21 protein-coding genes are annotated in these 25,032 nt (G+C 70.5%); 10 read left to right on the forward strand and 11 right to left on the reverse strand.

The genetic code is table 11. The annotated features are described in order from the left end of the window. The first annotated feature begins 30 nt into the window (after positions 1-30). Complete coding sequence (locus M3Q23_09825) at positions 31-981, forward strand: DMT family transporter (protein MDP9342370.1); 951 nt, start codon at positions 31-33, stop codon at positions 979-981. A gap of 62 nt (positions 982-1,043) precedes the next feature. On the opposite strand, the gene M3Q23_09830 is transcribed toward M3Q23_09825, so the two are convergent. Continuing rightward, entirely contained in the window at positions 1,044-4,244 is a 3,201-nt protein-coding gene (locus tag M3Q23_09830) for an AAA family ATPase (GenBank protein MDP9342371.1), read from the reverse strand. A 160-nt stretch (positions 4,245-4,404) separates the two neighbouring features. Between M3Q23_09830 and M3Q23_09835 the strand changes: the two genes are divergently transcribed. Further along, positions 4,405-5,724, forward strand: coding sequence for a hypothetical protein (locus M3Q23_09835; GenBank protein MDP9342372.1), 1,320 nt, complete (start codon positions 4,405-4,407; stop codon positions 5,722-5,724). A 115-nt stretch (positions 5,725-5,839) separates the two neighbouring features. Continuing rightward, positions 5,840-6,298: a DNA-3-methyladenine glycosylase I gene (locus M3Q23_09840; protein MDP9342373.1), complete on the forward strand. Its 459-nt coding sequence runs from the start codon at positions 5,840-5,842 to the stop codon at positions 6,296-6,298. Positions 6,299-6,502: 204 nt separating this feature from the next. On the opposite strand, the gene fumC is transcribed toward M3Q23_09840, so the two are convergent. Further along, positions 6,503-7,906, reverse strand: coding sequence for a class II fumarate hydratase (gene fumC, locus M3Q23_09845; protein MDP9342374.1), 1,404 nt, complete (start codon positions 7,904-7,906; stop codon positions 6,503-6,505). Positions 7,907-7,989: 83 nt separating this feature from the next. Between fumC and M3Q23_09850 the strand changes: the two genes are divergently transcribed. Both M3Q23_09850 and M3Q23_09855 read left to right on the forward strand, forming a co-directional pair. Next, the gene (locus M3Q23_09850; protein MDP9342375.1) at positions 7,990-9,942 is read left to right on the forward strand and encodes a DUF2207 domain-containing protein; all 1,953 of its coding nucleotides are present in this window, start codon (positions 7,990-7,992) and stop codon (positions 9,940-9,942) included. A gap of 78 nt (positions 9,943-10,020) precedes the next feature. After that, positions 10,021-10,983, forward strand: a complete 963-nt coding sequence (locus M3Q23_09855) for a pirin family protein (GenBank protein MDP9342376.1) — start codon at positions 10,021-10,023, stop codon at positions 10,981-10,983. A gap of 28 nt (positions 10,984-11,011) precedes the next feature. On the opposite strand, the gene M3Q23_09860 is transcribed toward M3Q23_09855, so the two are convergent. The 3 genes from M3Q23_09860 to M3Q23_09870 all read right to left on the reverse strand — a co-directional run bounded on the left by M3Q23_09860 (position 11,012) and on the right by M3Q23_09870 (position 14,485). Continuing rightward, the gene (locus tag M3Q23_09860) at positions 11,012-11,881 is read right to left on the reverse strand and encodes a dihydrodipicolinate synthase family protein (GenBank protein MDP9342377.1); all 870 of its coding nucleotides are present in this window, start codon (positions 11,879-11,881) and stop codon (positions 11,012-11,014) included. Further along, a complete protein-coding gene (locus M3Q23_09865; protein ID MDP9342378.1) occupies positions 11,878-13,065 on the reverse strand; it encodes an FAD-binding oxidoreductase in 1,188 nt (395 codons plus the stop codon). Before M3Q23_09865 ends, M3Q23_09860 begins: the two co-directional genes overlap by 4 nt. Positions 13,066-13,135: 70 nt before the next feature. Continuing rightward, positions 13,136-14,485: an adenylate/guanylate cyclase domain-containing protein gene (locus M3Q23_09870; protein MDP9342379.1), complete on the reverse strand. Its 1,350-nt coding sequence runs from the start codon at positions 14,483-14,485 to the stop codon at positions 13,136-13,138. A gap of 120 nt (positions 14,486-14,605) precedes the next feature. On the opposite strand from M3Q23_09870, the gene M3Q23_09875 reads away from it, so the two are divergent. From M3Q23_09875 to M3Q23_09885, 3 genes are all read left to right on the forward strand, one after another. After that, the gene (locus M3Q23_09875; protein ID MDP9342380.1) at positions 14,606-15,244 is read left to right on the forward strand and encodes a haloacid dehalogenase-like hydrolase; all 639 of its coding nucleotides are present in this window, start codon (positions 14,606-14,608) and stop codon (positions 15,242-15,244) included. A gap of 480 nt (positions 15,245-15,724) precedes the next feature. Next, a complete protein-coding gene (locus M3Q23_09880) occupies positions 15,725-16,411 on the forward strand; it encodes a hypothetical protein (protein MDP9342381.1) in 687 nt (228 codons plus the stop codon). Then, the gene (locus M3Q23_09885; protein MDP9342382.1) at positions 16,408-16,725 is read left to right on the forward strand and encodes a transcriptional regulator; all 318 of its coding nucleotides are present in this window, start codon (positions 16,408-16,410) and stop codon (positions 16,723-16,725) included. The genes M3Q23_09880 and M3Q23_09885 overlap by 4 nt, the downstream gene beginning before the upstream one ends. 3 nt (positions 16,726-16,728) lie before the next feature. On the opposite strand, the gene M3Q23_09890 is transcribed toward M3Q23_09885, so the two are convergent. Then, positions 16,729-17,211: a hypothetical protein gene (locus M3Q23_09890; protein MDP9342383.1), complete on the reverse strand. Its 483-nt coding sequence runs from the start codon at positions 17,209-17,211 to the stop codon at positions 16,729-16,731. 35 nt (positions 17,212-17,246) lie between these two features. Then, positions 17,247-18,620 carry a beta-lactamase family protein gene (locus M3Q23_09895; protein ID MDP9342384.1) on the reverse strand — a complete coding sequence of 458 codons (1,374 nt, stop codon included), beginning with the start codon at positions 18,618-18,620 and terminating at the stop codon, positions 17,247-17,249. A gap of 198 nt (positions 18,621-18,818) precedes the next feature. Between M3Q23_09895 and M3Q23_09900 the strand changes: the two genes are divergently transcribed. Further along, positions 18,819-21,257, forward strand: coding sequence for a hypothetical protein (locus M3Q23_09900; protein MDP9342385.1), 2,439 nt, complete (start codon positions 18,819-18,821; stop codon positions 21,255-21,257). A gap of 57 nt (positions 21,258-21,314) precedes the next feature. Continuing rightward, positions 21,315-21,767 (forward strand): peroxiredoxin, encoded by a 453-nt coding sequence (locus M3Q23_09905; GenBank protein MDP9342386.1) that lies wholly within the window; start codon positions 21,315-21,317, stop codon positions 21,765-21,767. A 7-nt stretch (positions 21,768-21,774) separates the two neighbouring features. Here M3Q23_09905 and M3Q23_09910 read toward each other — a convergent pair whose 3' ends face one another. The 4 genes from M3Q23_09910 to M3Q23_09925 form a co-directional block, all read right to left on the reverse strand. Beyond that, positions 21,775-22,665 carry an alpha/beta hydrolase gene (locus M3Q23_09910; GenBank protein MDP9342387.1) on the reverse strand — a complete coding sequence of 297 codons (891 nt, stop codon included), beginning with the start codon at positions 22,663-22,665 and terminating at the stop codon, positions 21,775-21,777. A 50-nt stretch (positions 22,666-22,715) separates the two neighbouring features. Next, positions 22,716-23,546: an ABC transporter permease gene (locus M3Q23_09915; GenBank protein MDP9342388.1), complete on the reverse strand. Its 831-nt coding sequence runs from the start codon at positions 23,544-23,546 to the stop codon at positions 22,716-22,718. After that, on the reverse strand, positions 23,543-24,586 hold the full coding sequence (locus M3Q23_09920) for an ATP-binding cassette domain-containing protein (GenBank protein MDP9342389.1): 1,044 nt from the start codon (positions 24,584-24,586) through the stop codon (positions 23,543-23,545). The genes M3Q23_09915 and M3Q23_09920 overlap by 4 nt, the downstream gene beginning before the upstream one ends. Positions 24,587-24,729: 143 nt before the next feature. Further along, positions 24,730-24,885 (reverse strand): DUF5679 domain-containing protein, encoded by a 156-nt coding sequence (locus tag M3Q23_09925; GenBank protein MDP9342390.1) that lies wholly within the window; start codon positions 24,883-24,885, stop codon positions 24,730-24,732. Between the last annotated feature and the right edge of the window lie 147 nt (positions 24,886-25,032).

The raw sequence follows: 25,032 nt of genomic DNA on the forward strand, positions 1-25,032 counted from the left end.
CGTGTCCGTTCCGCCTGCCAGAATCGGCGCATGGGCGTGGAGGGACGATCCGGCGATCGGCATGTGGCCCAGGAGCGACGGCCCGGCCTGCATGCCACCCGGCTGGGCGTCCTGGCGGTGATCACTCCGGTCGTGGGGTGGTCGTTCGCCAACACCATCGTGCGGATCGCGCACGTTCCGGCGCTGATGTTCGCGTTCTACCGGCTGTGGCTGGGCGCGCTGGCCATGGTGGTCCTCCTGGCCGCGACCCGGCGCCGGTTGGCGTGGACGATGATCAGGTCGGCCGCCCCGGGCGGCGTGCTGTTCGCGCTGAACATCGTGTTCTTCTTCTCAGCCATCAAGCAGACCAAGGTGGCCGACGTCCTGGTGATCGGGGCTCTTCAGCCCGCCCTGACCCTGCTGGTGGCGGGGCGGCTGTTCGGGGAGCGGGTCACCCGCCGCGAGCTGCTGTGGGTCGCCGTCTCGGTGGTCGGCGTGGTCGAGTTCGTCCTGGCCTCGAGCGGCACGCCGGCCTGGAGCCTCCGGGGCGACCTCCTGGCGGTGGCGTCCCTGCTGGTGTGGACGGCGTACTTCCTGGTCTCCAAGCGCGTCCGGCAGCGGGTAGGCACCGTGGAGTACATGACCACGGTGACGCTGGTGGCCGCCCTCGTGGTCACCCCGATCACGGTCGCCTCCGGACAGTCGTTCACGACGTTTCGCACCGCGGACTGGCTGTGGCTGCTGCTGTTCGTGGCGGGGGCGCAGGGCGGGCACCTCCTGCTGGCCTGGGCCCATCCCCGTGTCGACGTCACGCTGTCGTCGCTGCTCATGCTGGGTGAGCCGCCGGTCTCGGCGGTGGCCGCGCTGGTGGTGCTGGGGCAACACGTCACGGCCCTCGAGATCGTTGGGGGCATCGTCGCCATCGTGGCCGTGGCGATGGTGGCCACCCGGGCCACCGCGGCGGCCGAGTCTCTCGACACCACCGTGGCGACCCCCCCGTAAGGGGGCCGACTTCTCGGAGGACGAGTGCGCCGGGAGATGGACCTGCTGAAGTAGGGGTCGCCTCAGACAGCCAGCGAGGCGAGGGCCTCCCGGGCTCTGGCCGCGGGGACGGTGGCACCCTTGCCCTTGTAGCGATCGATGGCCTGCCGGAGCGCCGCGGCCGCGCCCTCCGTGCGACCCGCCATCCGAAGGACCTCCGCGAGGTCCATGTACGCGTCTCCCTGGTGAGCGACCTCGTCCGTCGCCAGGACGAGCTCGACGGCCTCCCGGGCCAGTTGCTCGGCTCCCTCGAGATCACCGCCCGCCGCGAGGAGCTTGGCCTTGACCGTTCGCCACCAGAACTGTGCGCCGTTGTCCTGAGGATTCGCAGCGTCCCGGCCCAGCGCCGCGAACTCGTCCGCCTCGTCGAACCTGCCCTGGCGGTACAGCGCTTCGGCCAGGATCGGCGCCAGCGACGAGAGCCATCCCCGCTCGCCGATTCGCTTGAGCTCCTCGACGCCCGGCCGGAGCTCTCGCTCGGCGGCGACCGGGTCGCCGGCCAGGAGTTCCAGGGGACCGTAGTGGAAGCCCAGGGTGGCCAGCGAGATGGTCTGGCCCACGTCCCGGGAGATCTCACGGGCCCGCTCCAGGTGCCCTCGGGCCTCGTCGAACTCACCGATCAGGGCGAGGAAGCCGGCCATGATCCGGCGGGCGGTCGCCTCGCCCACGAGGCTGTCCTTCGACCGCTCCAGCCACTCGCGGACCACGGGGAGGGCGTCCTCGGCGGGGGTCTCGCCCCAGAGCAGGGTCGTCATCCGCCACCCCTCCAGCCACCGCTCCAGTTGGAGGTCGCCTGCCCGACGGGCGTACTCGATGGCCCGGCCGAGCGGTTCCCGCATCCGCGACCACTGGGCCCGGATCCAGGGACCGTTCGACACCAGCAGCCACGCGTGCGCCAGACCCTCGTCGTCCCCCAGCTCCTCCAGCTCGATGACGGCCCGCCTCGCGAAGGCCTCGGCGTCCTGCACCGAGAACTCCGGATCGGCCTGGCTGCGGAGCTGCCACCGCTCGAGCTCCGCGCGGATCTCCAGGCGGCGGTCGGGGAGGGCTCGTGCCTCGTCGACGGCTTCCTCCAGCATCTTCCCCGCCTCGGCGAATTCCGAGCTGACGAACAGGGCGCGATTGAGGTTGATGAGGGCTCGAACCCGGACGGGGTCCGGCGGGGTCAGCAGGGCGATGGCCCGGCCCAGCAGGTTCCTGGCGGCGAGGGCGTCCCCTCGCCCCTCGGCCCGGTGGCCGGCCGCCGCCAGCAGCGTGCCGGCTCGCCGCGCTACCTCCAGGTCATCCCCGACGACCGGGCCCAGCTCGGACCGGAACCGGTGGGCCTGCTCCAGGTGGTAGCCGACGAACTCCTCGTATTCCTGGGCCCGGTCGCCGGCCATGACCTCTAGCCACCCGGCGAACCGGCGATGGAGGTCGGCGCGCTCGCCCTTCGGGACGGCCTCGTAGGCGGCGTCCCGGATCAGCTGGTGGCGGAACCGGTAGGCCTCCTGGCCGGGGAACGAGCCCCGGCTGGGCCGTATCAGCTCGCGGCGAACCAGGCCGCGGAGGAGCTCGCTTGCTCGGGAACGGGCCCCCTCCGGGAGCAGCGCCTCCACCGCCGCGGCGTGGAACTCCTTGCCCTCCACGGCGGCGCGCCCGATCACGTCGCGCTCCTCCGAGCCCAACCGATCCAGGCGGGCCGCCAGCAGTGCCTGCACGGAGGGCGGCACGGCGACTAACGAGAGGTCTCCCGAAGTCCGCCACCGGCCGTCCTCCCGCCGGACCAGCAGGCCGTCGTCGATCAGCATGGCCAGCATCTGCTCCACGAACAGGGGGTTGCCCTCGGCGGCTTCGGTGATACGGGCGCGCGCCTCCTCGGCCAGGTCGGCCTGGCCCAGCAGGTTCGTGACGAGCGTGTCGCTCTCCTCCGCCGACAGCGGTTCGAGCAGGATGGTGGTGGCGTTGAGCTTGCCGCCACCCCAGCCCGGGCGTGTGTCCAGCAGCTCCGGGCGGGCCGGGCAGACCAGCAGGATGGGCGCGTCGCGCGTCCAGTCGGCGATGTGCTCGATCAGGTCGAGGAGCGTCGGCTCGGCCCAGTGGATGTCGTCGACCACGACGGCGAGGGGCCGCCGGCGCGCCATCGACTCGAACAACCGGCGGACCGCCCAGAACATCTCCTGGGTGGGAGCGCTCGAGTCGCCCAGCCCCAGGACCTGGAGGAGACGGTCCGCGACCAATGGCGCCTCGTCCTCGGGCTCCAGGAGCGACAGGAGCCGGGACCCGGCCTCGTCGGGGCCGTGGATCTCGTCGACGCGGGCGGCCTGGGCGATGGCCTCTGCCACCGGCCAGAACGTGATGCCCTCGCCGTAGGAGAGGCACCGGCCCCGCAAGACCGTGGCCTCTTCGGACACCGACCCCAGGAACTCCTGGATCAGGCGGGACTTCCCGACGCCGGCCGAGCCGAGGACCGTGAACAGGTAGCAGGCCCGGTCCTCCACGGCCGATTCGAAGGCCTCGCCCAGCTGGCGGAGCTGCCGGTCCCGGCCCACCATCGGCGAGTCCATCCGGCGGGCCAGCCCGGCCGCCAGCGGATGCACCAGGACCAGCCGGTGGGCGGCCACGGGTTCGGCCTTCCCCTTCAGGGCCAGCGGCTCGACTGGCTCGGCCTCCACCGCGTCGCGCACCAGCCGGTGCGTCGTTTCGCCGATCAGGACATCCCCGGGCGCGGCGGCCTGCTCCAGCCGTGCCGCCACGTTCACCGCGTCGCCGGTCACCAGGTGCTCGGCGCGGGCGCCCTGGGCGGCCACGACCTCTCCGGTGTTCACCCCGATGCGCGCCGCGATCTGGGTCCCGAAGTCGCGTTCCAGCTCCTTGTTCAGCAGGCGCAACGCGTCGCGCATCTCCGCCGCCGCCCGCACCGCCCGGAGGGCGTCGTCCTCGTGGACCACCGGAACGCCGAACACGGCCATGACCGCGTCGCCGATGAACTTCTCCACGGTTCCGCCGTGGCGCTCCAGGACGGCCCGCATCTCGTTGAAGTAGCGGCCCATGACCCTGCGCATGGACTCGGGGTCCAGGCGCTCCCCCAGCGACGTCGAGCCGGTCACGTCCGCGAACAGGACGGTGACGGTCTTGCGGACCTCGCCCCCCGCCGGCTCCGGCTCGCCGAGGGGTGCGGCGCAATGGGGACAGAAGGCGAAATCCGCCGGGCTCTCCCGTCCACAGTTGGGGCAGGTCCGCACGCGCCGAGTGTAGGGGGCGCATCGGCGTTGGGCCAGGCTTGCTTCTCCACATCGATTTTCCGTGAAGGCGCCGGTTTCGATCCCGTGATCAGCGGAAACGAACTACCCGCGGATCCCGCGGGGAGGGTCCGCCACCTGCCAGGGGAGAGGAGGCCCGCAAATGAAGCGACTCGCATGGCGAGCGCTGGCCGCGGGGGCGGCCGTGCTGGCCGCCGTGGCCATCGCGGTGCCGGCGTCGGCCGGGAGGTCGGCCACCGGCGCCACGAGGCCGGTCGCGTTCACGTCACCGGTGAAGGTCACGCCGGATCTCGGTTTCGGCTACGAGCCGAGCCTGGTCGTCGACCGCTACGGCAACATCTTCGCCGCCGCCCACAAGGAGAACTGGCAACTGGTGGTGGCGCCGGATGAGAACTCGCCCACCTACACGCGAAGCATGTCGTGGGACTGGGTATCGGTGGACGGCGGGCAGACCTTCGTGGACATCCCGGGACTCAGCCCGGCGAGCCTCGAGCAGCACGAGTTCGGCGACGAGGGTGACCTGGCCCTGGACGACGCGGGCCACCTGTACTTCGTGGACACCAACGTCACCGACGTCACGTTCACCCGATGGAAGGTCACCGGGAACAGCCTGGCCAGCATGACGCTCGAGACCACCCGGCCGATCCTGCCCACCATCAGCCCGCTGGACGACCGCCCGTGGGTCATCGCCCACGGGAACGGACACGTCTTCTACTTCGGCAACGACGGCACGATGGCCGGCGACGGGGGGCGGTACACGGTCTACCGGTCGACGGACGCCGGCGATACCTTCGACCCCGTCGGCCAGGTCCTCCCCGACTCGGGCTGGTGCCGGCCCGCCGCGGACCACCGGGGCGGCTCGCCGTACGTGTACGTGATCTGCACCAACGACGTGAGCCACCTCTACGCGTTCGTCACCTCGGACGACGGGGCGACCTGGAACCGGTACCTGATCACCAGGATCAACCCCAAGGACAGCACGCAGAGCTGGCCGACGGTCCAGGTGGCGCCGGACGGTTCCATCTGGGCGCTGTACGTGGACGCGAAGACGGTCGTCAACGGCGTCCCCACCTCCAGCGCGCTCCGGCTGTTCCACTCCACCGACCACGGGCAGACCTGGACGGAGCAGGACATCACCCCGCAGGTGGGCCACTACGAATACGGCTGGATCTCGGTTTCGCCGAGCGGCAACCTGCTCGGCCTGGGCGTGTACTACCGGCCGACGAACAAGGACCCCTGGCGCGTGTACGGAGCAGTTTGGATGCCGGGCTCTATCCCGACGCTGACGTCGCTGGACGAGGCGCATCCGGTGGCGGACGCCAGCGAGTCGGACGCTCCCGGGGACTTCATGAGCAGCTACTTCACGCCGGCGAACAAGCTCGGGGTGATCTGGACCCGCATCGTCCAGCGCATCTCCCCATACGTCGCGGAGCGAGACATCTACTTCGTGCACCAGACGTAAAGCGGTCGAGCGAAGGCGAGGGGTGGGGACCGCTGGGCCCCCGCCCCTCGCTCTTCCCGGTCGATTCCGACAGGCTTCGTTCGGCGTCTTCGGGACGGCGAAAGGAGGCAACGACGTGGAGGCGCCGAAGCAGATCCGGCCCAAGGGGTTGGCGGACTACCTGGAGGTCATGACCAAGGCCGCGTTCCAGAGCGGCATCAGCTGGAAGGTCATCGAGGCGAAGTGGAGCGGCTTCCGGGAGGCGTTCTTCGGCTTCGACCCCGAGCGCGTGGCCGAGTTGGAGCCGCCGGACGTGGACCGGCTGGTCACGGACACCAGGATCGTCCGCAACCGCAAGAAGATCGAGGCCACCGTGCACAACGCCCAGACCATGCTGGAGCTGGACCGGGAGCACGGAGGCTTCCGGAAGTACCTCCGGTCGTTCCCGGACTTCGACGCGTTGGTGCGGGACATGCGCAAGCGGTTCAAGTTCCTCGGCGACACGGGTTCCTACTTCTTCCTGTGGGTGGTCCGCGAGCCGGTCCCGCCGCACGAGGAGTGGATGGCCGCGCATCGGCCAGGTCGCCGCGCCTGACCGGCCTCAGGCGGGGCCGCGCGCCACCGCCAGCCCCGCCGCCCACGTCCAGAACGCGGGCCGGCGGCGGGGGGAGAAAGCGTTCCAGGAGCTCCTGGGTCCGGACCAGCTCCAGCGACGGGACGTCCGCGTCCGCGCCCAGCCGGTCACGCTCCTCGCCCAGTCCGTAATGCGCCTGGATATCGGGGTCGAGCTCGCGCCGGCTCACTCCGGCCCGACCATGCGCTCGGGGCGGACGGCGTCGTCGTATTCGTCCTCGGAGAGGTAGCCGAGCGACAGCGTCGCTTCCTTGAGCGTGGTGCCCTCGTGATGGGCCTTCTTGGCGATCTCCGCGGCCTTGTCGTAGCCGATCTTGGGCGACAGCGCCGTCACCAGCATGAGCGAGCCGTTCACCAGCTCCGCGATACGCTCCCGGTTCGGCTGCAATCCCTCCACGCAGAACTCCCGGAACGTCCGGCACACGTCGGAGAGGATGGCCACCGAGTGCAGGAAGTTCCGGGCCATCACCGGCTTGAACACGTTCAGCTCGAAGTTCCCCTGGGAGCCGGCCACGGTGACGGCCACGTCGTTGCCCATGACCTGGCAGCACACCATGGTCATGGCCTCCGACTGGGTCGGGTTCACCTTTCCGGGCATGATCGAGGACCCCGGCTCGTTCTCCGGGAGGTCCAGCTCGCCCAGGCCGCTGCGCGGACCGCTGCCCATCCACCGGATGTCGTTGGCGATCTTCATCAGCGAGACGGCCAGCGTGGTGATGGCGCCGTGGGCGAACACGATGGCGTCGTGGGCCGCCAGGGCGGCGAACTTGTTCGGCGCGGAGACGAACGGGAGCCCGGTGAGCTCGGCGATCTTGGCGGCGGTCCGCTCGCCGAACTCGGGCGGCGCGTTCAGCCCCGTGCCCACGGCCGTCCCGCCGATGGCCAGCTCGTACAGGCCGGGCAGGGTCTGGTCGATGCGCTTCAGGTCCGCGTCGAGCTGGGCAACGTACCCGGAGAACTCCTGGCCCAGGGTGAGGGGGACCGCGTCCTGGAGGTGGGTCCGGCCGATCTTCACGATGTCGGAGAACTCCTCGGCGCGGCGAGCCAGGGCGTCGCGGAGCTCGCGGACGGCGGGGACCAGCCTCTCCACCACGGCCTGCGCCGCGGCGATGTGAATGGCCGTGGGGAACGTGTCGTTGGAGGACTGCGACATGTTCACGTCGTCGTTCGGATGGATGGGCTTCTTGGAGCCGAGCTCGCCCCCGGCCAGCTCGATGGCTCGGTTCGAGATGACCTCGTTCGCGTTCATGTTCGACTGGGTCCCCGAGCCCGTCTGCCACACGTACAGGGGGAAGTGGTCGTCGAGCTTGCCGTCGATGACCTCGTCGGCAGCGCGCACGATGAGCTCGGCCTTGTCTTCGGGGAGCTTGGCGAGCTCCCGGTTCACCAGCGCGGCCGCCTTCTTGAGGATGCCGAAGGCCCGGACCACCTCGACCGGCATCCGGTCGTCCCCGATGGCGAAGTGGTGGAGCGAGCGCTCGGTCTGGGCGCCCCAGTACCGGTCCGTCCTGACCTCGACGGCTCCCATGCTGTCGGTCTCGGTGCGCGTGCCCTGTGCGTGCTCGGTCATGGTCCGTTCTCCTCGCCGGTGCGACCACAGCAGCTTACGGGTCTCCCTATGCCGGAGACGTACCCGTCGGTAGAGTCTGCTCCGTGCGCCTCGCTGCCCTGCTCAAGCGCGCCCTGGCGATCCTGGGGGTCTCGCTGTTCTTCGCGCTCACCTTTGGGGCCCTGTGGATCCCCAAGGTCTTCCCGCACCTCGGGGAGAAGTACTACGACTACCCCCAGGTCGTGGTGGACGCGTTCGTGCATCCCGACGGGTCGATGACGGTGGTGGAGCGGCGGACGTTCGACTTCCAGAAGGGGTCGTTCTTGTACGCCTTCGCGGACATCGATGAACGCCAGCCCGGCGACATCGTCGGTGTGCGGGTCAGCGAGGGCAGCAACGGGTACAGGCCCTACTCGCCGTTCGGCGGTCCGGGACCGATCGACCCCGGGATCCTTTCCGTATCGGACCAGGGCGACCACGTGGACATCTACTGGTACTTCAAGGCCCAGGACGAGCAGAGGACGTTCGTGCTGCGGTACAAGGCGCTGTGTGCGGTGAACGTTTACCCGGACGGGGCCCACCTGTACTGGCAGTTCATCCCCGCCGACGTCAGCGAACCGACCCACCACGCCGTCATCGCGGTGCACCTGCCCGGTCGGTTCTCCAAGGTCCATCGCCCCTCCGCGCCGTGCTCCCCGGGGTCGGAGCCGGGCCGTCAGCCTCCCCAGACGTCCACCCCGCTGGCGGTGGGGGACATGCGGGCATGGGGCCACGGACCGCTCCAGGGAAATGTGCGGATCCCGAACCCGCAGACCGTGCGCTTGACTGTGGACGATGTTCCGGCGTACCAGTTCGTGGAAGCGAGCCTGCTGTTCCCGAAGAACGTGGTCCCCTACGAGGGGCTGACGATCTCCGGCATCGGGCCCGACCTCTCCACCGTCCACAGCGCCCACGAAGTGCTGTTGCAGGAGGAGCGCCTTGCGGCGGGGGCCAACGCCACCCGCCGGCGGGTCCATGCCATCGACGTGGCGTGGCGGGTCGCCGCGGTGGCCTTTCCGGTCATGCTGGCCGGGCTGCTGATCGTGGCCTGGCGTCGCGACCGCGTGCCCGGGCTCCCGCGGACGATGCAGGACCCGCCGGAGGACATCCACCCCGTGGACCTGGCGGTGCTGTGGGGCAGCTACGCGCACGAGTCGCCCACCCAGAACGCCTACCGGGCGCAGCTGCTGTGGCTGGCCCAACAGGGTGTCATCCAGGTCCAAGCCGACGGCCAGGTGTCGAAGCCGCAGGACATCGAGATCACCTTCGTGAAGGAACCTGCGGACGGGCTCGACTCGGAGTTCACCGGGTTCCTGTTCGCCGACAAAGGGGTGGGGCCCCTCAAGCTTTCCCAGCTCAAGGGTGAGGGAAGCCGGGCCAAGCCCCTTCGGGAATGGTCCAAGGACGTTCGGGACCGGATGCAGCACCGGATCGCCAAGCGGAAGAAGCGTTGGGAGTCCCGGGTCATGACCTGGGCGATGCTGGTGCTGGCCGTCTTTGGCATCATCGCCGCGACGGAGACGCACCGGGCCATGGTGGCGTGGCTGCTGATCCCGGAAGCCCTGGTGCTGGTGGGCCTGGCCAGGTGGTTCCTCCATCCGTACCTGCGAGGAGACGAGCGTCTCCGCGTGGCCAAATGGGCGGCGTTCCGGCGCTTCCTCAGGAAGTTCTCGTCGCTGCCGGACGCGCCGGCGCTGGCTGTGATCATCTGGGAGAAGTACCTGGTGTACGCCACGGCGCTGGGGGTGGCCCACCGGGTGGTGCACCAGGTGAAGGCCATCGTTCCCGAGGAACAGCTTCCGTCGCCTTGGATGGGCGCCCCGCGGGGCTCGATGGGGTTCTTGTGGGCGAACTCCATCTCCACCCATGCCCCGGTGGCGGCCGCCATCGGCTCGAGCTCCGGCGGGACCAGCTGGAGCGGGTCGAGCGGCGGTTGGTCCTCGGGCGGCGGCGGGGGGGGAGGGTTCAGCGGAGGAGGCGGCGGCGGTGGTGGCGGTGGCGGCCGCGGCGCGGGGTAGCGGCTCGCTCCCGTAGGGAACAGACCCGCCCCGTTACCGGTTATCCGGACCGACACCTTCCTGAAAGCGAGACGAACGATGCCGGCACGGACTCCCGAGAACTGGACCTCCCTTCCGAGGATACCGGCGGTCGATGCCACCGCCACCGAGCGGCCGGTGGTCGGCGTCTCCGACGCCCCCACCTTCCTGGAGGGAGAGGGCTTCCACGTCCGGCGGGCCACCGCGTCCATCGACCTTCGCTTTGCCGACCCGTTCCTGCTGCTGGACCACATGGGGGCGGTCGAATACGCGCCCGGCGAGGCCAAGGGCGCGCCCGACCACCCGCACCGCGGCTTCGAGACGGTCACCTACATGATGGACGGGCAGCTGGTGCACCGGGACTCGAATGGCGGCGGCGGGCTGATCACCGACGGCGCGACGCAATGGATGACGGCGGGCGCCGGGATCGTGCACTCCGAGATGCCAACCGAGCAGATCGTGGCGTCCGGCGGGCTGTTCCACGGCGTGCAGCTGTGGGTGAACCTGCCGAAGGCCGAGAAGTTGACCCCGCCGCGGTACCAGGACATCGAGGCCAGTCGCGTGGAGGTGCTGGCCTCCGACGATGCCGGCGCGGTGGTCCGGCTCATCGCCGGGGACCTGGGGGGCCACGCCGGGCCGGGAACGACCCACACGCCGATCACGTACGCGCACGCGACGCTCCAGGCGGGGGCGCGGCTGCGCGTGCCGTGGCGGGAGGACTTCAACGCGCTGGTCTACGTGCTGGCCGGACGGGGCAGGGTGGGCGCCAAGGAGCGGCCCATCCACGAGGGCCAGCTGGCCATGTTCGGGCCGGGCCAGGCGGTGACCGTGTCGGCGGACCGCGACCAGGAGAGCCGGAGCCCCACGCTCGAGGTCCTGCTGCTGGGCGGGCGACCCATCCGGGAGAACATCGCGTGGTACGGGCCGTTCGTGATGAACACCCAGGAGGAGATCATCCAGGCCGTGGAGGATTACCGCGCCGGCCGTATGGGGTCCATCCCCGCCGAGCGCACCCCCGCCTGAGCCGCCCGCCGCCTGAGCCGGACGAGATCTACCCTGCGGAGCCCACCCGATCCAGAAAGGCCGCCACCTCCTTCCGCTCGGCGTCCGTCAAGCCCCGAAGGGGCGCCCGCACGTCGCCGGTGATCGGCACCCCGCGCAGCGCCAGGACCTCCTTCAGCGCAGCCGGCATGGGCAGCCGCTGGATGGCCGCCCGCAGCTCGCCCACCCGCTCGCCCAGCGCGGGCTCCGGTTCCCGGACCAGTCGCGACACGAGTTCCGGAAACGCAGAGGCCAGCGCCGACACCGCACCGACGGCTCCGCGCTCCAGGCCCCGCACGATCAGCGCCTCCGGTCCCACCAGCACGTCCAGGTCCTTGAGCAGATAAGGCTCGAACCGGTCGAACGGCGTCTCGGACACCTTCATGCCGGCCAGGTTCGGCGCCTCGTCGCGCAGCTGGAGCAGCACGCCGGGAGGGATGGGATAGCCGCTGCGCGCCGAGAACACGTAGACGTAGAAGGGGAGCGGGTGGCAGGCCCGGGCGGCCTCCCGGAAGTGCGACAGCAGGCCCGCGTCGTCGAAGGGGTAGTAGGGCGGGGCGATCACGGCGACGGCGTCGGCACCGTGTTCCGCGGCGTGCGCGGCCAGCGCGACCGTCTCGGCGGTGGTCTGCGCCCCGCAGTGGACGGCCACGCTCAGCCTGCCGCGCGATTCCGCCAGGAACCGCTCGGCCGCCGTCCGCCGCTCGTCAGGCGACAGCATGATTCCCTCACCGGTCGTGCCGAGTGCCAGGATGCCGTCCACGCCGCCGGCCACCAGGAACTCCACCAAGCGGTCGAACCCATCCAGGTCGAGCCGCGCTCCACCGTCACCAAGCGGCGTCACCGCGGCGGCGATGGTCCCCCGAAGCGGGCCGCTCATAGCCTGTCGAACTCCCGGGCCACGAACTGCCGGTCCACCCGGAACGGGTTCTCCTGCGGCCGCATCCGACCGGTGAGCACGTCGACCAGGATCCGGCTGCCGGCGGGGCTGCCCATGATCCCGTGGCCGCTGTAGCCGCTGTTCACGTACAACCCCTCGATCCTGGTCGGCCCGATCAAGGGCCGGTGGTCCGGCGTCATCGTGTACTGGCCCGCCTCCACGTACCACGTGGGCTCGCCACGTTCCCACACGTCCCGCCAGAACGGAACGATGCGGGCCGCCGCCGCCGGGCTGGACGGGTCGAGGATCTGGAAGCCGAACTCCCGGTCGGCCGGCACGTTCCAGCTGGGCGGTGACGGCTGCGTGTCCGGATCCGTGCACAGCAACCATGCGCCGAGCAGGGCGGGCCGCCAGTGGGTTCCCGTGTCCTCGTCGATGGTCATGGGCGCGTCCTGCGGCACCTCGGGGACGTCGGGCATCACCAGCTTCTGGCGCCGCACGGTCCGGATCGGGAGGTCGGCCCCGGCGACGCCGGCGACGATGCCGGACAGCGGCCCGCACGCGACCACGGCGTGGGATGTGGCCACGGCGCTGTTCCGGCTCACCACGCCTTCGAGCCTCCCTCCCGTGATCCGGAAACCGGTCACCGGAGTGTCCAGGACGATGTCGGCGCCGGAGGCCTCGGCCAGACCCAGGGTCAGGGCCACCGTGTCCAGGAACCCGTCCCCGGCCCGGAATCGCCCTTGGACCACGTTCGTCCCCACGTACGGAAACCGCACGCGAACCTCGTCGCCGGTCAGGGTCTCCACGTCCATCAGTCCCCATCCGTGCTGGCGCTGCACCAGCCGGCGCTGGCGCTGCGCTCCGTCCTGGCTGGTGGTCAGCCACAGGTAGCCCTGCTGGCGGACCCCCAGGTCGTAGGCGTCCTGTCCGGTGACCTCCCGGAACTCCAGGAACAGCTGCACCGACTCCCGGACCATTTCCAGCTCCTCCCGGTTGTCGAACTGGAGCCGGAACGCGCCGGTGGCCCGGGGAGTGGTGAGGGTGCACAGCGCGGGGCGTGCCTCGATGAGCAGTGGGCGGAGACCGGCCCGTGAGGCGAAGAACGCCGTGGCCGCCCCCACCACCCCGCCGCCGATGATCACCAGGTCCGCGCTTCGCGGGAGGTCCGATCGAACCCTCACCGCCGCACCCTAGCTCAGGGCACTGACACGGGCCGGGCGCATGGGAACGGATGTGAACAGGAGGGAAGGCCTACGCGGCGGCCCGCACGGCCAGGAGCTGCCACTCTCCCTCGATGCCCTTGAGGTGGTGGGACCCCCGATCCTCGAACGCGAGGTCCGAACCCACGACGAGGTCCTTCACGGTCCTCGAAACGAGGATCTCTCCCCGCCCCGCCAGGGCCATGATCCGGGAGGCCAGATGGACCGCGATGCCCCCGATGTCGTTGCCTCGGACCTCGATCTCGCCGGTGTGGATCCCCGCGCGAATGGCCAACTCGAGAGGCTGGAGCTGTTCGCGGAACCCGGTGGCGAACCGGATGGCGCGTCCCGGGCCGTCGAAGGTCGCGAGCACTCCGTCCCCCGTGCTCTTGACGAGTCTCCCGCCCTGCGTTCGGAGGATGCGGGCCGCGACGTCGTCGTGCAGGTCGAGCAGGGCATGCCATCGCGCGTCGCCCATGCGTTCGACCTGAGCCGTGGAATCGACGATGTCGGTGTACAGCACGGTGGCGAGCGCGCGGTCCGAGGGCGCGGGTGGCGTGACTCCGGTCAGGAACTCCTCGACGGCATCGAGCGCCTCGTCCGGGTGGTCCCAGTACAGGGGGCCGTCGGATCCAGGAAGCTCGACCAGCCTCGCGCCGTCGATGTGCTCGGCCAGGTAGCGGCCGTGCTGGATGGGCATGAAGCGGTAGGCGGTGCGGTGCAGCACCAGCGTGGGGACGTGGATGGCCGGCAGGATGGCCCTGGCGTCCGCCTTGAACATCGACCGGAAGTAGGCGGCCGCCGCCGTGGGGCCGGCGATGGATCGAGTCTTCTTCGCGTACCAGCTGCGAAAGCGGGGGTCGTCCGCCCGGCTCGGGACCTGGAGCAGGACGTGCTGATCGCTTCCCCATCGTTCGGCCATCGTCAGGTTCAGCTGCTCGGCGGCCTCCGCCGGTATGCCCTCCGGGTAGTCGTCGGCTGCGACGTACTTGGCGCTCGTGTTGACGAGGATCAGGGCGGCCGTACGTTCCGGCCTGGTGGCCGCGAACAGCATGCCCATGGGCCCCGCGTCGTAGGACGTCATGATCGCCGTGCGCTCCGACCCCACCTCGGTCATCACGCAGTCGAGCTCCTCGACGAACGACTCCCAGGGGGGCAGCGCGTCGAGGGGGAGCGGGTCGGATCCCCCCGTCCCGCGACGGTCGAACCGGACCACGCGGGCGAACGAGGCCAGCCGGCGGAAGAACAGCTCGGCGAGGGGGTCTTCCCAGTCGGTGTCGAACGCGCCGAAGCTTCCCGCCGTGAGCACGAGATCGAGAGGGCTCGAGCCGAAGACCTCGTAGGCGATGCGGCCGGAGCCCAGACGGGCGTATCCGGTGGCCCGCTCCACGGGCAGCAGCATACCCGCACCCCGACCGGGGACAGGGCGCGACGTCGACCTCTGACACGCGACGTCCGGTTTCCGGGGTCACATCGGGCGAACGGTAGCCTGTGGCGCGATGCGGCCCCGACGCCTGCTCCTGTGGCCGTCATCGGCCGCGAGATCGGCGACCACGGTGTCTCCATGAGTGGGAAGACCGATCCGCAGATCGCCATGGAGATCGTGGAACGAGCCGGCGTCCCGGCCGGCGAGGCGCGGTCGCTCGTTCCCCGGGTGCTCGCGGAGATGGAGCGGCGCCTGGAGCCGGAGTCCGGGCGGATCCGCTCCGAGGGGCGGGTGTTCCCGGGAGTCGGGGAGCTCGTGGCCGGGTTCCACCACGACCCCCGGGTCCTCCAGTCGGTGCTGACAGGGAACGTGCTCGCCAACGCCCGGGTCAAGCTACGGGCGTTCGGGCTGGACCGGTTCCTGGACCTCGAAGCCGGTGCGTTCGGGAGCGACCATCACGACCGGACCGAGCTCATCCCGATCGCTCTTCGCCGGATCGAGCAGCGGCACGGCTGGCGCCTGGAGCCCACGCAGGTGTGGGTGATCGGCGACACGCCCCGGGACCTGGCCTGCGCGAGAGCCGGCGGGGCGAGATGCCTGCTGGTGGCCACCGGCCGCATCCCGATCGACGAGCTCAGCGGCATCGGCGCCGACGCCGTGCTCCCCGACCTGGCGGATGTGGAGGCCGTCCTGGACCTAGTCCTGGACCGGCCGGTCGGGCTTGGCGGGCAGTAGAGGCCGAGAGGGGCCACTTCGGCCGCTCCGGTTGCTTGCCAACGGGCGCGTTTGGTCGGAAACTGCGTGGCACGGGAGAAAGGAGGTGGTCCTACTTGCATAGACGCAGTGCGACCCTCGAGGTGATCGGCTGCTGAGCCGTCTCCGCGGGCGAGGACAGGACCACCCTCCCCCGTCCCGCCGGGGTTGACCCGGCAGAATCCAACCAGATCACCGAGCTCGCGAACCCGGAGTTGGTCGCACCGGGCGGACGGTACGGATCCGAAGGATCCAACGGATCGCGGGTCCGAAGCGCTCGCGAGTTGGTCTGAACACGAACCGGGGCCGGGAGCCACGCGCTCCCGGCCCCGTTCACGTCCTCCCGCGCTGACCCGCCGGTACTCCACGGTGGCCCATCAGGCTCGGAGTTCTCCTTGACACCAAATAGTTTGCGATGCAAACTAGACCAGAGAAGCATGCGAAGGTGAGGAGGCGATCGAGGTGGACCGTGGAGAGGCCGTCGAGTGGCTGGGAGCTGCCCAGCAGCTCAAGCGGCGAACGAGGGCCACCTCCCGCCGCTACTGGTTTCCCCTGATCGTGTTCGGGCTGATCACTCTGGGCTCGACCCCCTTGTACGTGGAGCCGCCCGCGTCTGGCCCGGTCAGCTCGTCCTATGTGGGCGCGTTCTTCGTGTCCAGCCCTCAACGCCTGTCGCTGTACTGGGTGCTGGCGACCGCGGTGGGGTACCTGGCGACGGTGCTCTACTACCGGTGGCGGGACCGGAAGAGCGGGGTCGTCGCGAGCGTGCGGCCCTTCGTGTACACCGGCGTGGCCCTGTTCGTGCTGCTCATGCTGGTCTCGCCGGGTGGCCTCGCGCTCATCGGGCTCTCGAGCAGGTGGACGCCCTGGTTCAAAGTGGGCGATCTGTTCATCCGGGGCCTGACGCCGATCCTCACCGTCGCGATCGGGCTCGTGGTCCTGTCGGCCTTCGAGCGCAGCGTCGCGTTCGCCGCCTACGCGCTCGCCTTCCTAGGCGTGGCTCTCACGGTGAACCTGTACGACATCGGAAACGTCACGTACCGGTTGGGCCTCGGCCAGCACGGGCTCCAGGCCAACGTCCTCACGGCGGCCGCGGTGCTCCTGGCGGGGGGAGCGGGGTTCTGGCTGGCGGGGAGACGGCAGACGTGAGCCACCCAGCGCAGGACCTGGACGAGGTGGTACACCAGCGCAATCGCCTGGCGATCCTGGCGATCCTGAGCGAGGCCAGGAAGGTGGAGTTCACCTACCTCCAGAAGTCGCTGGACCTCACCGGCGGCAACCTGTCCCGGCACCTCCAGGTGCTGGAGGACGCCGGTCTCGTCCACATCGAGAAGGGGTACGAGGGCCGCCGCCCCAGGACGTGGGTGCAGATCACGAAGGCGGGGAGCCGGGCCCTGGCTCGCGAGCTCCGCACTCTCGAGGAGATCGTGGCCGGGCTCCAGGGGTCGCTGATCGAGTCGTGAGCCCTACCGGGCGCCCAGCCACCCCCTGAACTGCCGCAGCAGCGCGTCGCCTCCTCGCGGTTCTTCCTTCGGTTCGAGCCACGAGGATCGCTTCTTCTCGTTCTCCAGCAGCACCCACTCGTAGCCGTACGTGCGCGGGCCCGCCCAGAACGGATCGATCCATCGCTCGCCCTGGAGGCCCGCCACCGCTGCATACCCGTACCGGGGACGTCCGGCCCAGAAGCCGTCGATGTCGTGCAGGGCGGATCCGCGCGTCCGGGCCTGAACCTCGGACACGTTCGAGAACTCGCCGATCCAGGCTAGCCGGATCCTGGCCCTGGCCACGAACAGGCCGCCGTGGAGCTGGACCCACACCACGTCGTCGGGGGCCGCGCCGGCCTTGTGGGCCGGGCCGGGGCGGTCCCGGATCTCGACGGCGAAGCCGAGCGAAGGCGCGTCCCGCGTTCCGGTGAGGTGCTCGAGCCGCCGGATCAGCACGTGCTCCATGGCGGAGCCAGGGTATCCGTACGGGCCGGGATAGGTCAGATCCGCTGGTACGAGCGGTTGCAGACGTGGAACCCGTCGATGCGTCCGGACCGATCTCGGACCGCCCGCATGGGCTCGCCGCAGTAGGGGCCGTCCAAGAACCGAAAGGTGTCCGGTCCCATGGGTTCCAGCTCGACGTCGGCGAACTCCGGGGCACCCGGGGTGGACACGCCCGTGGCGACCAGGCGCCCGCCTCGCCACGCCAGCACCATCGCCTCGCCGTCGGCGGCGTAGCGTCCCAGGAGGTCCTCCACGGCCGGATGCGGCGGGGGCCAGGGGACGGACGGCTCGACCGGAAGGCACGCGGCGGCCCCCTCGATCATGGAGACCACCAGGGGGAGGACGGACGCCTCCGTCTGGCCGGCGTTCGCCATCACCGCCGCACCGACGCCCGAGCCAGGCGAGACCAGCATCCACCCCGAGAACGCGGGCTCCGCCGCCACGTGGCCCACCAGCATCTCCGATCCCGCGCGGACCAGCATGGGCCCGAGCCCCTGGCCCCGGCTCCATCCCTCGTCGACCATCAGGGCCGGACGCCGCATCTCCTCGAGGCTCTCCCGCCGAAGCACGGCCTCGACCTCCGAGCCCGCCAGGAACGCCCCGACCCGGCACAGGTCGAGCACGGTGCCGAACAGCTGACCGGAGGCGTCGGGCCTCGGTTCCCAGGCCCGCGGGTCCCGCACCACGCTGTCCCGATCCGGGGCCCGCCGGTAGCCACGGGCCAAACGGGGCCGGGGAAGCGTGTCCGGGTCGAACGTGACGTCGTCCATGCCCAGTGGCTCGACGACGCGGGACCGTACGAACTCCGTGAGCAGCTCACGGGAGACCCGCTCCACGGCCTCGCCCAGCACGCAGTAGCCGAGGTTCGAGTACTTCCACCGTTCGAGCGGCCAGTACGGGAACTGGACCTCCGGGAGCACCGCTCGCAGCGCCTCGCCCTGCGGCAGGACGTTCGGAGGGAGCGAGGCTTCTCGCTGGAGGCCCGAGCCGTGGCACAGCAGATGCCGGATGGTGACCTCGGTGCGGGGGAACTCGGGCACGTGGAGGGTCACCGGATCGTCCAGGCCCAGCGCTCCCTCGTCGCGAAGGACCATCACGGCCGCCGCGGTGAACAGGGTGGTGATGGCATCCAGGCGCACCACGGTTCCCGGGCCCACGGGCCGGCGCGTCTCCACGTCGGCGAAGCCGAACCCACGGGCCCACAGGATGCGGCCGCGGTGATGCACGGCCGCGGCGATCCCCGGGACGCCCTCGGCCATCAGGGAGCCGATCCGGCTCGCCCACTCGCTCGTCGCCGATTCGGGCAGCGGGTTGGGGACCGCGATGGACGGATGGCCCCGGCGGAATCCATGCAGGTTCACGACGGACACGCCGCGAGCGTAAAGGGGACCCACCGGTGCCGCATCGGGCGAAGGGTCCGACATCGGTCCCGAGTTCGGCCTTCGCATCGCACGTCGAGCGAACTAGGACGAGCGGCGAGCGGGCGGTCGCCGAGGCCACGGCCGGTCGCCGAGGCCACGGCCCCCCCTCGATACACTGGCGTTCGATCCCGGTCGGCGGAGGGGTGGATGGGGTTCAAGAAGGAACGGCTCGGGCCGCGGCTGGTCCGAGCGGCGCGGTCGGGCGATCGGTACCGCGACGCGCACATGTTCCTGGGCGGCACGGGAGCCGTCGGCGGGACGGCGGTGCTCCAGATGCTCTCCCTGTACGAGGAGATGTTCTCGATCCACCCGCCGGAGCCCGACGACGTGCCCGTGGTGGTGGCGACCGGCACGACCCCCGACGAGATCCAGGCGTTCACCCGTCGGCTGTTCCGGTTCGTGGAGTCGCGGCACGGCCCGGAGCGCCTGCCCCGGCGGGTCCGGCGGGGCTATCTCGCCGCGAGCGGCGTGTTCATCGCGCTGGAGCGCTTCCAGGTCTCGGCCATCTCAGGGCTTCGAGCGGTGGTCCAGACGCCAGCCGAAGGACGTCCGGCGGTGGTGGCCAGCTTCCTGGACTCGCTCGGCGCGAGCGTCGACGACCCACCCGAGACCGTGTTCAAGGCGCTCGCCACGGTGGTCTCCGGGGCCCGGCCGTTCACCGAGTTCCTGGAGCGGTATCGCGACGAGCACCTCCGGCCGCTCGGGATCGAGCGGTTCCGGTCGGTGGTCGTGGGCATCCCCATCCCCAGCCTGGTGGCCTACCACCAGGACGAGTTGAAGCACACCGCCGAGCACGTCCAGGGCTTCACGGCGGAGCACGTGGACGAGTTGAAGGAGCTGTTCGTCGAGGCGCTCCGGGACGACCTGGTGCAGGTCCAGGAGGGCCTGGCCGACACGGTGCTGATGGCCCACACCACGGGGGTGGGCGGGATGTACGACGACGACGTGGACCATCCCGGCCGGTCCATCATCCGCCTCGGGTTCGCCCACGCCGGCCTCGACCTGCGGCTGGCGGAGAAGCAGCGGTTCGCCGAGAAGCTCACCCGGACGTACTCGGCGGCCGGGATCAAGGTGCTCGTCACCGCGGCGGCCATCGGCATCGACGAGGTTCGGGTCCGGGAACGGATCCCGCTGCACCGCGGCATCCGCCAGCTGTTGTTCGACGCCCCGGAGGAGGTGTTCCCGGGCTCGAAGGGCTCCCAGCCCGGCGAGGCCCGGGCCAGCCGCCGGGCCGGCCGCCCCCTGCCCTCGCGCCACGTGCTGCGGGTGTTCCGGCCTCTGACCGTCCCGCTGGACGACCCTCCCGCGGGCGAGGCGACCTTCGAGCTGGGAGAGGAGATCACCCCTTCCTACGCCATCCGCAGTGGCGAGAACGGGTTCTTCACGGTGGCCAACGCGGAGGCGCTGTACCGGGTGATGCGGGTGGCGTCGGCCAGCGAGCTGGGGCTGATGCTCGCCACCGTCAGCCTGTTCGGCGACGACCGGCTGAGCCCCTGGTTCCGGGACGACGTCTGCTACTTCGACGAGACGGACAACGCCCGGCAGGTCCTCGACTTCCTGGCCCAGCCGGCCCTGCGGCGGACGCAGCTGTCGGGCCTGGAGCCGATGAGTCTCCAGGACCTCGGCTCGGCCAAGCACCAGGGCGAGCTGCACACGCTGTCGCTGCTCATCCTCCTCCACCGCCTCCGCACGCTGGACGTCGACGCGATCGACCCCTACGTCGACCTGGAGCACTTCGACGCCCGGGCCTTCTTCGTGGAGCGGTCCCGCGCCCTGACCTTCGAGGACGTGGCGGCGTGGGGGTTCGAGGAGCTGGCCCGCGACCTCCAGGTGCTGGTGTCCGCCGACCAGCCCGAGGACCTGCTGGCCCTCACGCCATCACGTGAGCAGGAACTGTTCCCCCGGCGGCAGGAGGCCCTTCGCCGGGTCCTGGACCGGGTGCTCCACGCCGTGTGGCAGATCCCTTCGCTGGGCTCGCCGCTGGTGTTCGAACGCGAGGGGCGGGCGTTCGTCCGGACCGGATACTACGTCGCACCGCTGGACCTGCTGATCGGTTCGCAGGAAGCGCTCGACGCATGGTTCCGCCACAGTCACGAGGCCCGGGAGACCCCCGATTCATTCCAGGACTTCCGCGACTACCACATGACGGTCGGTGGGTTCGTGGACGTCCGCCCGCACGCCGTGGTGTGCACCGCGAAGAGTGAGCGCGAGGACCTCACCGGCAAGCTGGGCCGGTTCCGGGACGAGGAGGCGCTCCGCGCCCACCTCCTGACGATCGAGCCGTACGCGTCCTTCGCCACCAGCGGGCTGCTGGCGGTGTGGTTCCGGCTGCGGTCGCTGTTCCGGCTGTTGCGCGAGGCCATGATCGAGCTGGGGAGCCTCCACGAGTTCCGGTGGCACATGCCCAGAGACGCCCGGGGCCACATCCTGGTCGTGCCCGGGGTCGTGGAATCGTTCCGGATGGTGGCCGAGGGCCTGGAGAAGACCACGGGGACCGAACGCCTGGACGGGATCTGGGGCTACGAGCGCCGCCCCGTCCCCGATCGGCGAGGCGTCATTCCCGGGATTTCACCCCAGTCCGAGTAGACTCCGCCGACGGCCCGTTCACCCTCCTGGAGGCTCGGCGTGCTGGCAGAAGGCACCATGGCGCCGGCGTTCACGCTGCCGGACCAGCACGGCAACCCCGTGTCGATCGAGGATCTCCGGGGCCGGTGGGTGGTCCTGTGGTGGTTCCCCAAGGCGTTCACCGAGGGCTGAACGAACGAGGGCAGGGGGTTCCGTGACCGAGCCCCGGAGTTCGCCGAGACCGGCGCCGAGCTGATCGGCGTCTCCTTCGACACCCCCGAGGACAACCGCGCGTTCGCCGAGCAGAACGGCTTCCCGTTCCGCCTGCTCTCGGACGTGGATCGGGCGGTCGGAACGGTGTACGAGACCAAGCGGTTCCCGGAGGAGCCGAACCCCGAGTACGCGAAGCGCCGGACCTACCTCATCGACCCCCACGGCCGGATCGTGAAGGCCTACCGGGTCCGCGACACCCCCGCGCACCCCGATGAGGTGGTGGCTGACTTGCGAGAGCTTCAGGCGGAAAAGAGTTAGCGGGAGATCAGCTGGCGGAGCGGGCTGCGGCGGGAGCGCTGATCCTGGAGAGCCATTTCAGCACGATCCGGGTGAATCCCTCCGGGTCTTCCATCATCGGCACGTGGCCGATCTTCGCCATGACCTCGAAGGTCCAGTCCGGCCGCATGGACGCCGCGGTCTCCGCCGCCACCAGCGGGACCAGCCGGTCCAGCGCCCCGTGCACCAGCAGCGTGGGAGCGGAAACAGAGAGGATAGCCTCACGGACCCGGTCGGGCTGGTACAGGACCTCGACCAGGTTGCGAGCACCCTCCAGGAACCCGGCCTGGGCGTCCTCCTGGCCGGCGTATTCGATGGCGAACTCGACGTGGTCGTTCACCACCTGCTCCGAGAGGGTGCCGGGATCGGCGCACGTCAGCGCTAGCATGAACTCGACGAGCTGCCTGGGGTCCTGATCGCGCATGGAGGCGAGCAGGGCCTCTCCCACACCGGGCGTCGCGTATGCCGCAAACAGCTGTGTCACCACCGGATCGAGGGCATCCACCCACGCCGGCAGGGCCGGGTCCACCAGCACCAGCGCCGAGACACGGTCCGGGCTCTCGGCGGCCTCCAGCAGCGAGATCAGGCCACCCATGGAATTCCCGGCGACGACCGCGGGCTCCGCCACCACGTGCTCCAGGAAGGCGTCCAGGAGCTCGCGATTCGCGGAGATGGAGGACGATCGGCCGGCTCGCGGAGTGCGCCCGAATCCGGCCAGGTCCACGGCCAGGACGCGCGCGCCCTCGGCCAGCAGTGGCGCCGACGCACCCCAGTTCACGGTGGCGCCCCCCAGGCCGTGCACGAGCACCAGGGTCTGGCCGGAACCACCGAAGTCCACGTAGTGAACGGGCCCGCCGAGGTCGACCGTCCGGTGTTCCACGCAGGCCATCCTACCGCTCAGTAGGTCCTGTTCCTCTTCCGGCACCGGGCTCAGGTCCGGCGGTAGCCGCGCACTGCGAGCGGGATGAACACGAGCAGCAGCCCAGCGATCCAGGCCAGGCTCTGCCATACGTGGGTGGACGTGCTCCCCAGCAGGACCTGCGGGGGGACGTTGCTTCCCAGGGTCAGGGAACGGATCGCGTCCACGGTGATCGAGATCGGGTTGACCTTGGCGAAGGCCCGGAGCCACCCAGGCATGGTCTGGACCCGGACGAAGGCCGAGGAGGCGAACACGAAGGGGAACACCCACACGAAGCTGGCCGCCTGGGTGGCCTCGACGTCGCGGATCCGCAGGCCGATGTTCGCGGAGATCCAGGAGAAAGCCAACCCGAACAGCACCGCCAGCAAAACGGCCGCCACGGCCGCAAGGAAGCCCGCGTGGAACCGGAACCCGATCGCGTAGCCGACCCCGGTCATCAGCAGCACCACGAAAAGGTTCCGGGCGGTGTCCCCGAGGGTCCGGCCGGCCAGCACGGCCGAGCGGGCCATGGGCAGCGACCGGAACCGGTCGATCATCCCGCGCGACAGGTCCTCCGCCAGCGCCACGCCGGTCTGGGTCGATCCGAACACCACCGTCTGCACGAAGATCCCCGGCATCAGGAAGTCGATGTAGGCGACCCCCGGGATCTTGATGGCCCCGCCGAACACGTACGCGAAGAGCAGCACGAACATGACCGGCTGGACGGTCGAGAACACCAGCAGGGTCGGGACCCGGACGTATTTCAGGAGGTTCCGCCGCGTGATCGCGCTGATGTCCGAGATGGTCCACGCCAGCCTGGACCCCGAAGGAGCGGGCCGCGCAGCTACGGTGGTCGTGCTCACGCCGGGCTCTTCCCGCGGCGACGTCCCCGAGCGGGTTCCTGAGTCTGCTCGCCTGGCTCCTGCTCCTCCGCCGCGTGGCCGGTCAAGGCCAGGAAGACATCGTCCAGGCTCGGCCGGCGCAGCGCGAGGTCCGAGATGGTGATGCCGGCGCCGTCCAGCTGCCGGACGGCGTCAACCAGCACCGTGGCGCCCTTCCCGCCCACCGGCACCCGCACGATGCCCGACTCGTTGTCCGCCTGCGGCGAGCCGACCCCCAGCGCGAACATCTCCCCGACGGCCTCCCCCACCTGGGAACGGTCGCCCACCCGGAACTCCAGCACCTCGCCGCCTACCCGGTCCTTCAGCTCGTCGGCCGTTCCCTCCGCGATGACCTTGCCCAGGTCGATCACGGCGATGCGGTGGGCGAGCTGCTCCGCCTCCTCCATGTACTGCGTGGTGAGGAGCAGCGTGGTGCCGTCCAGGACGATCTCGCGGATGACGTCCCACAGCCCGAACCGGCCCCGGGGGTCCAGTCCGGTGGTCGGTTCGTCCAGGAACAGCACGGTGGGGCGACCCACCAGGCTGGCGGCGAGGTCCAGCCGCCTCCGCATCCCGCCCGAGTACGTCTTGGCCACCCGATGCGCCGCGGCGGTCAGCTCGAACCGCTCCAGCAGTGCGTCCGCGCGCCGGCGGGCCTCGGCCTTTCCCAGGTGGTACAGCACGCCGACCAGCTCGAGGTTCTCGCGGCCGGTGAGGTTCTCGTCGACGGCGGCGTACTGGCCGGCTAAGCCGATGGCCTGGCGAAGCTGCTCGGCGTCGCGGACCACGTCGAAGCCCGCCACCTCGGCCCGCCCGCCGTCCGGGCGGAGCAGAGTCGTGAAGATCCGCACCGCCGTGGTCTTCCCGGCGCCGTTGGGCCCGAGCAGGCCGAACACGGTTCCCGGCTGGACCTGCACGTCGATCCCGGCCAGGGCCCGGACGTCACCGAAAGACTTCTGGAGGCCCTCGGCCAGGATCGCCGGACGCCCGCTGACGGCGGACGCGGCGGAATCGGAGCGTATCTCGACGGCGATGGCGGCCCTCCCCGCACGCTGGACCGGAAACCGAAGTCGCCGAGTCTAGCAGGGCGATGTGAACGAATTGAGGAGGCGACCGGAGCCGCCTCGCTCGCCGCTGCGGTGAAGGGCGCCGTCCTGAAGGGTCGCTACGAAGCGGCCTTGCCCAGGATGCGCATGACCTTGGTGCCGCACACCGGGCAGATGCCCTGGGCGGCCCGCCGGCCGTTCTTCAGGGTGACTTCCTCGCCCTCGAACTCGCGCTTCTCCCGGCACTTCACGCAGTACGCCTCGTACTTCGCCATGCCCCCTCCTTCCGTGTCCTGGGGCCGTGCGGAGCCGCCTCACGTGCCTGCGGGCGGCTCCAAAGGGGATTGTTGCCCGTTCGTGCCCGGTTTCAAGCACCCTCGGGGAACGTGTGTTCGACTCGGTGGTCGGGCGATGGGCGTTGG

Source organism: Actinomycetota bacterium (assembly GCA_030774015.1).
GTDB lineage: Bacteria > Actinomycetota > UBA4738 > UBA4738 > JACQTL01 > JALYLZ01.

Coding starts and splice junctions, on each gene's coding strand:
- M3Q23_09825 (MDP9342370.1), top strand. CDS start 31: ATGGGCGTGGAGGGACGATCCGGCGATCGGCATGTGGCCCAGGAGCGA.
- M3Q23_09835 (MDP9342372.1), top strand. CDS start 4,405: ATGAAGCGACTCGCATGGCGAGCGCTGGCCGCGGGGGCGGCCGTGCTG.
- fumC (MDP9342374.1), bottom strand. CDS start 7,906: ATGACCGAGCACGCACAGGGCACGCGCACCGAGACCGACAGCATGGGA.
- M3Q23_09855 (MDP9342376.1), top strand. CDS start 10,021: ATGCCGGCACGGACTCCCGAGAACTGGACCTCCCTTCCGAGGATACCG.
- M3Q23_09860 (MDP9342377.1), bottom strand. CDS start 11,881: ATGAGCGGCCCGCTTCGGGGGACCATCGCCGCCGCGGTGACGCCGCTT.
- M3Q23_09870 (MDP9342379.1), bottom strand. CDS start 14,485: ATGCTGCTGCCCGTGGAGCGGGCCACCGGATACGCCCGTCTGGGCTCC.
- M3Q23_09890 (MDP9342383.1), bottom strand. CDS start 17,211: ATGGAGCACGTGCTGATCCGGCGGCTCGAGCACCTCACCGGAACGCGG.
- M3Q23_09900 (MDP9342385.1), top strand. CDS start 18,819: ATGGGGTTCAAGAAGGAACGGCTCGGGCCGCGGCTGGTCCGAGCGGCG.
- M3Q23_09925 (MDP9342390.1), bottom strand. CDS start 24,885: ATGGCGAAGTACGAGGCGTACTGCGTGAAGTGCCGGGAGAAGCGCGAG.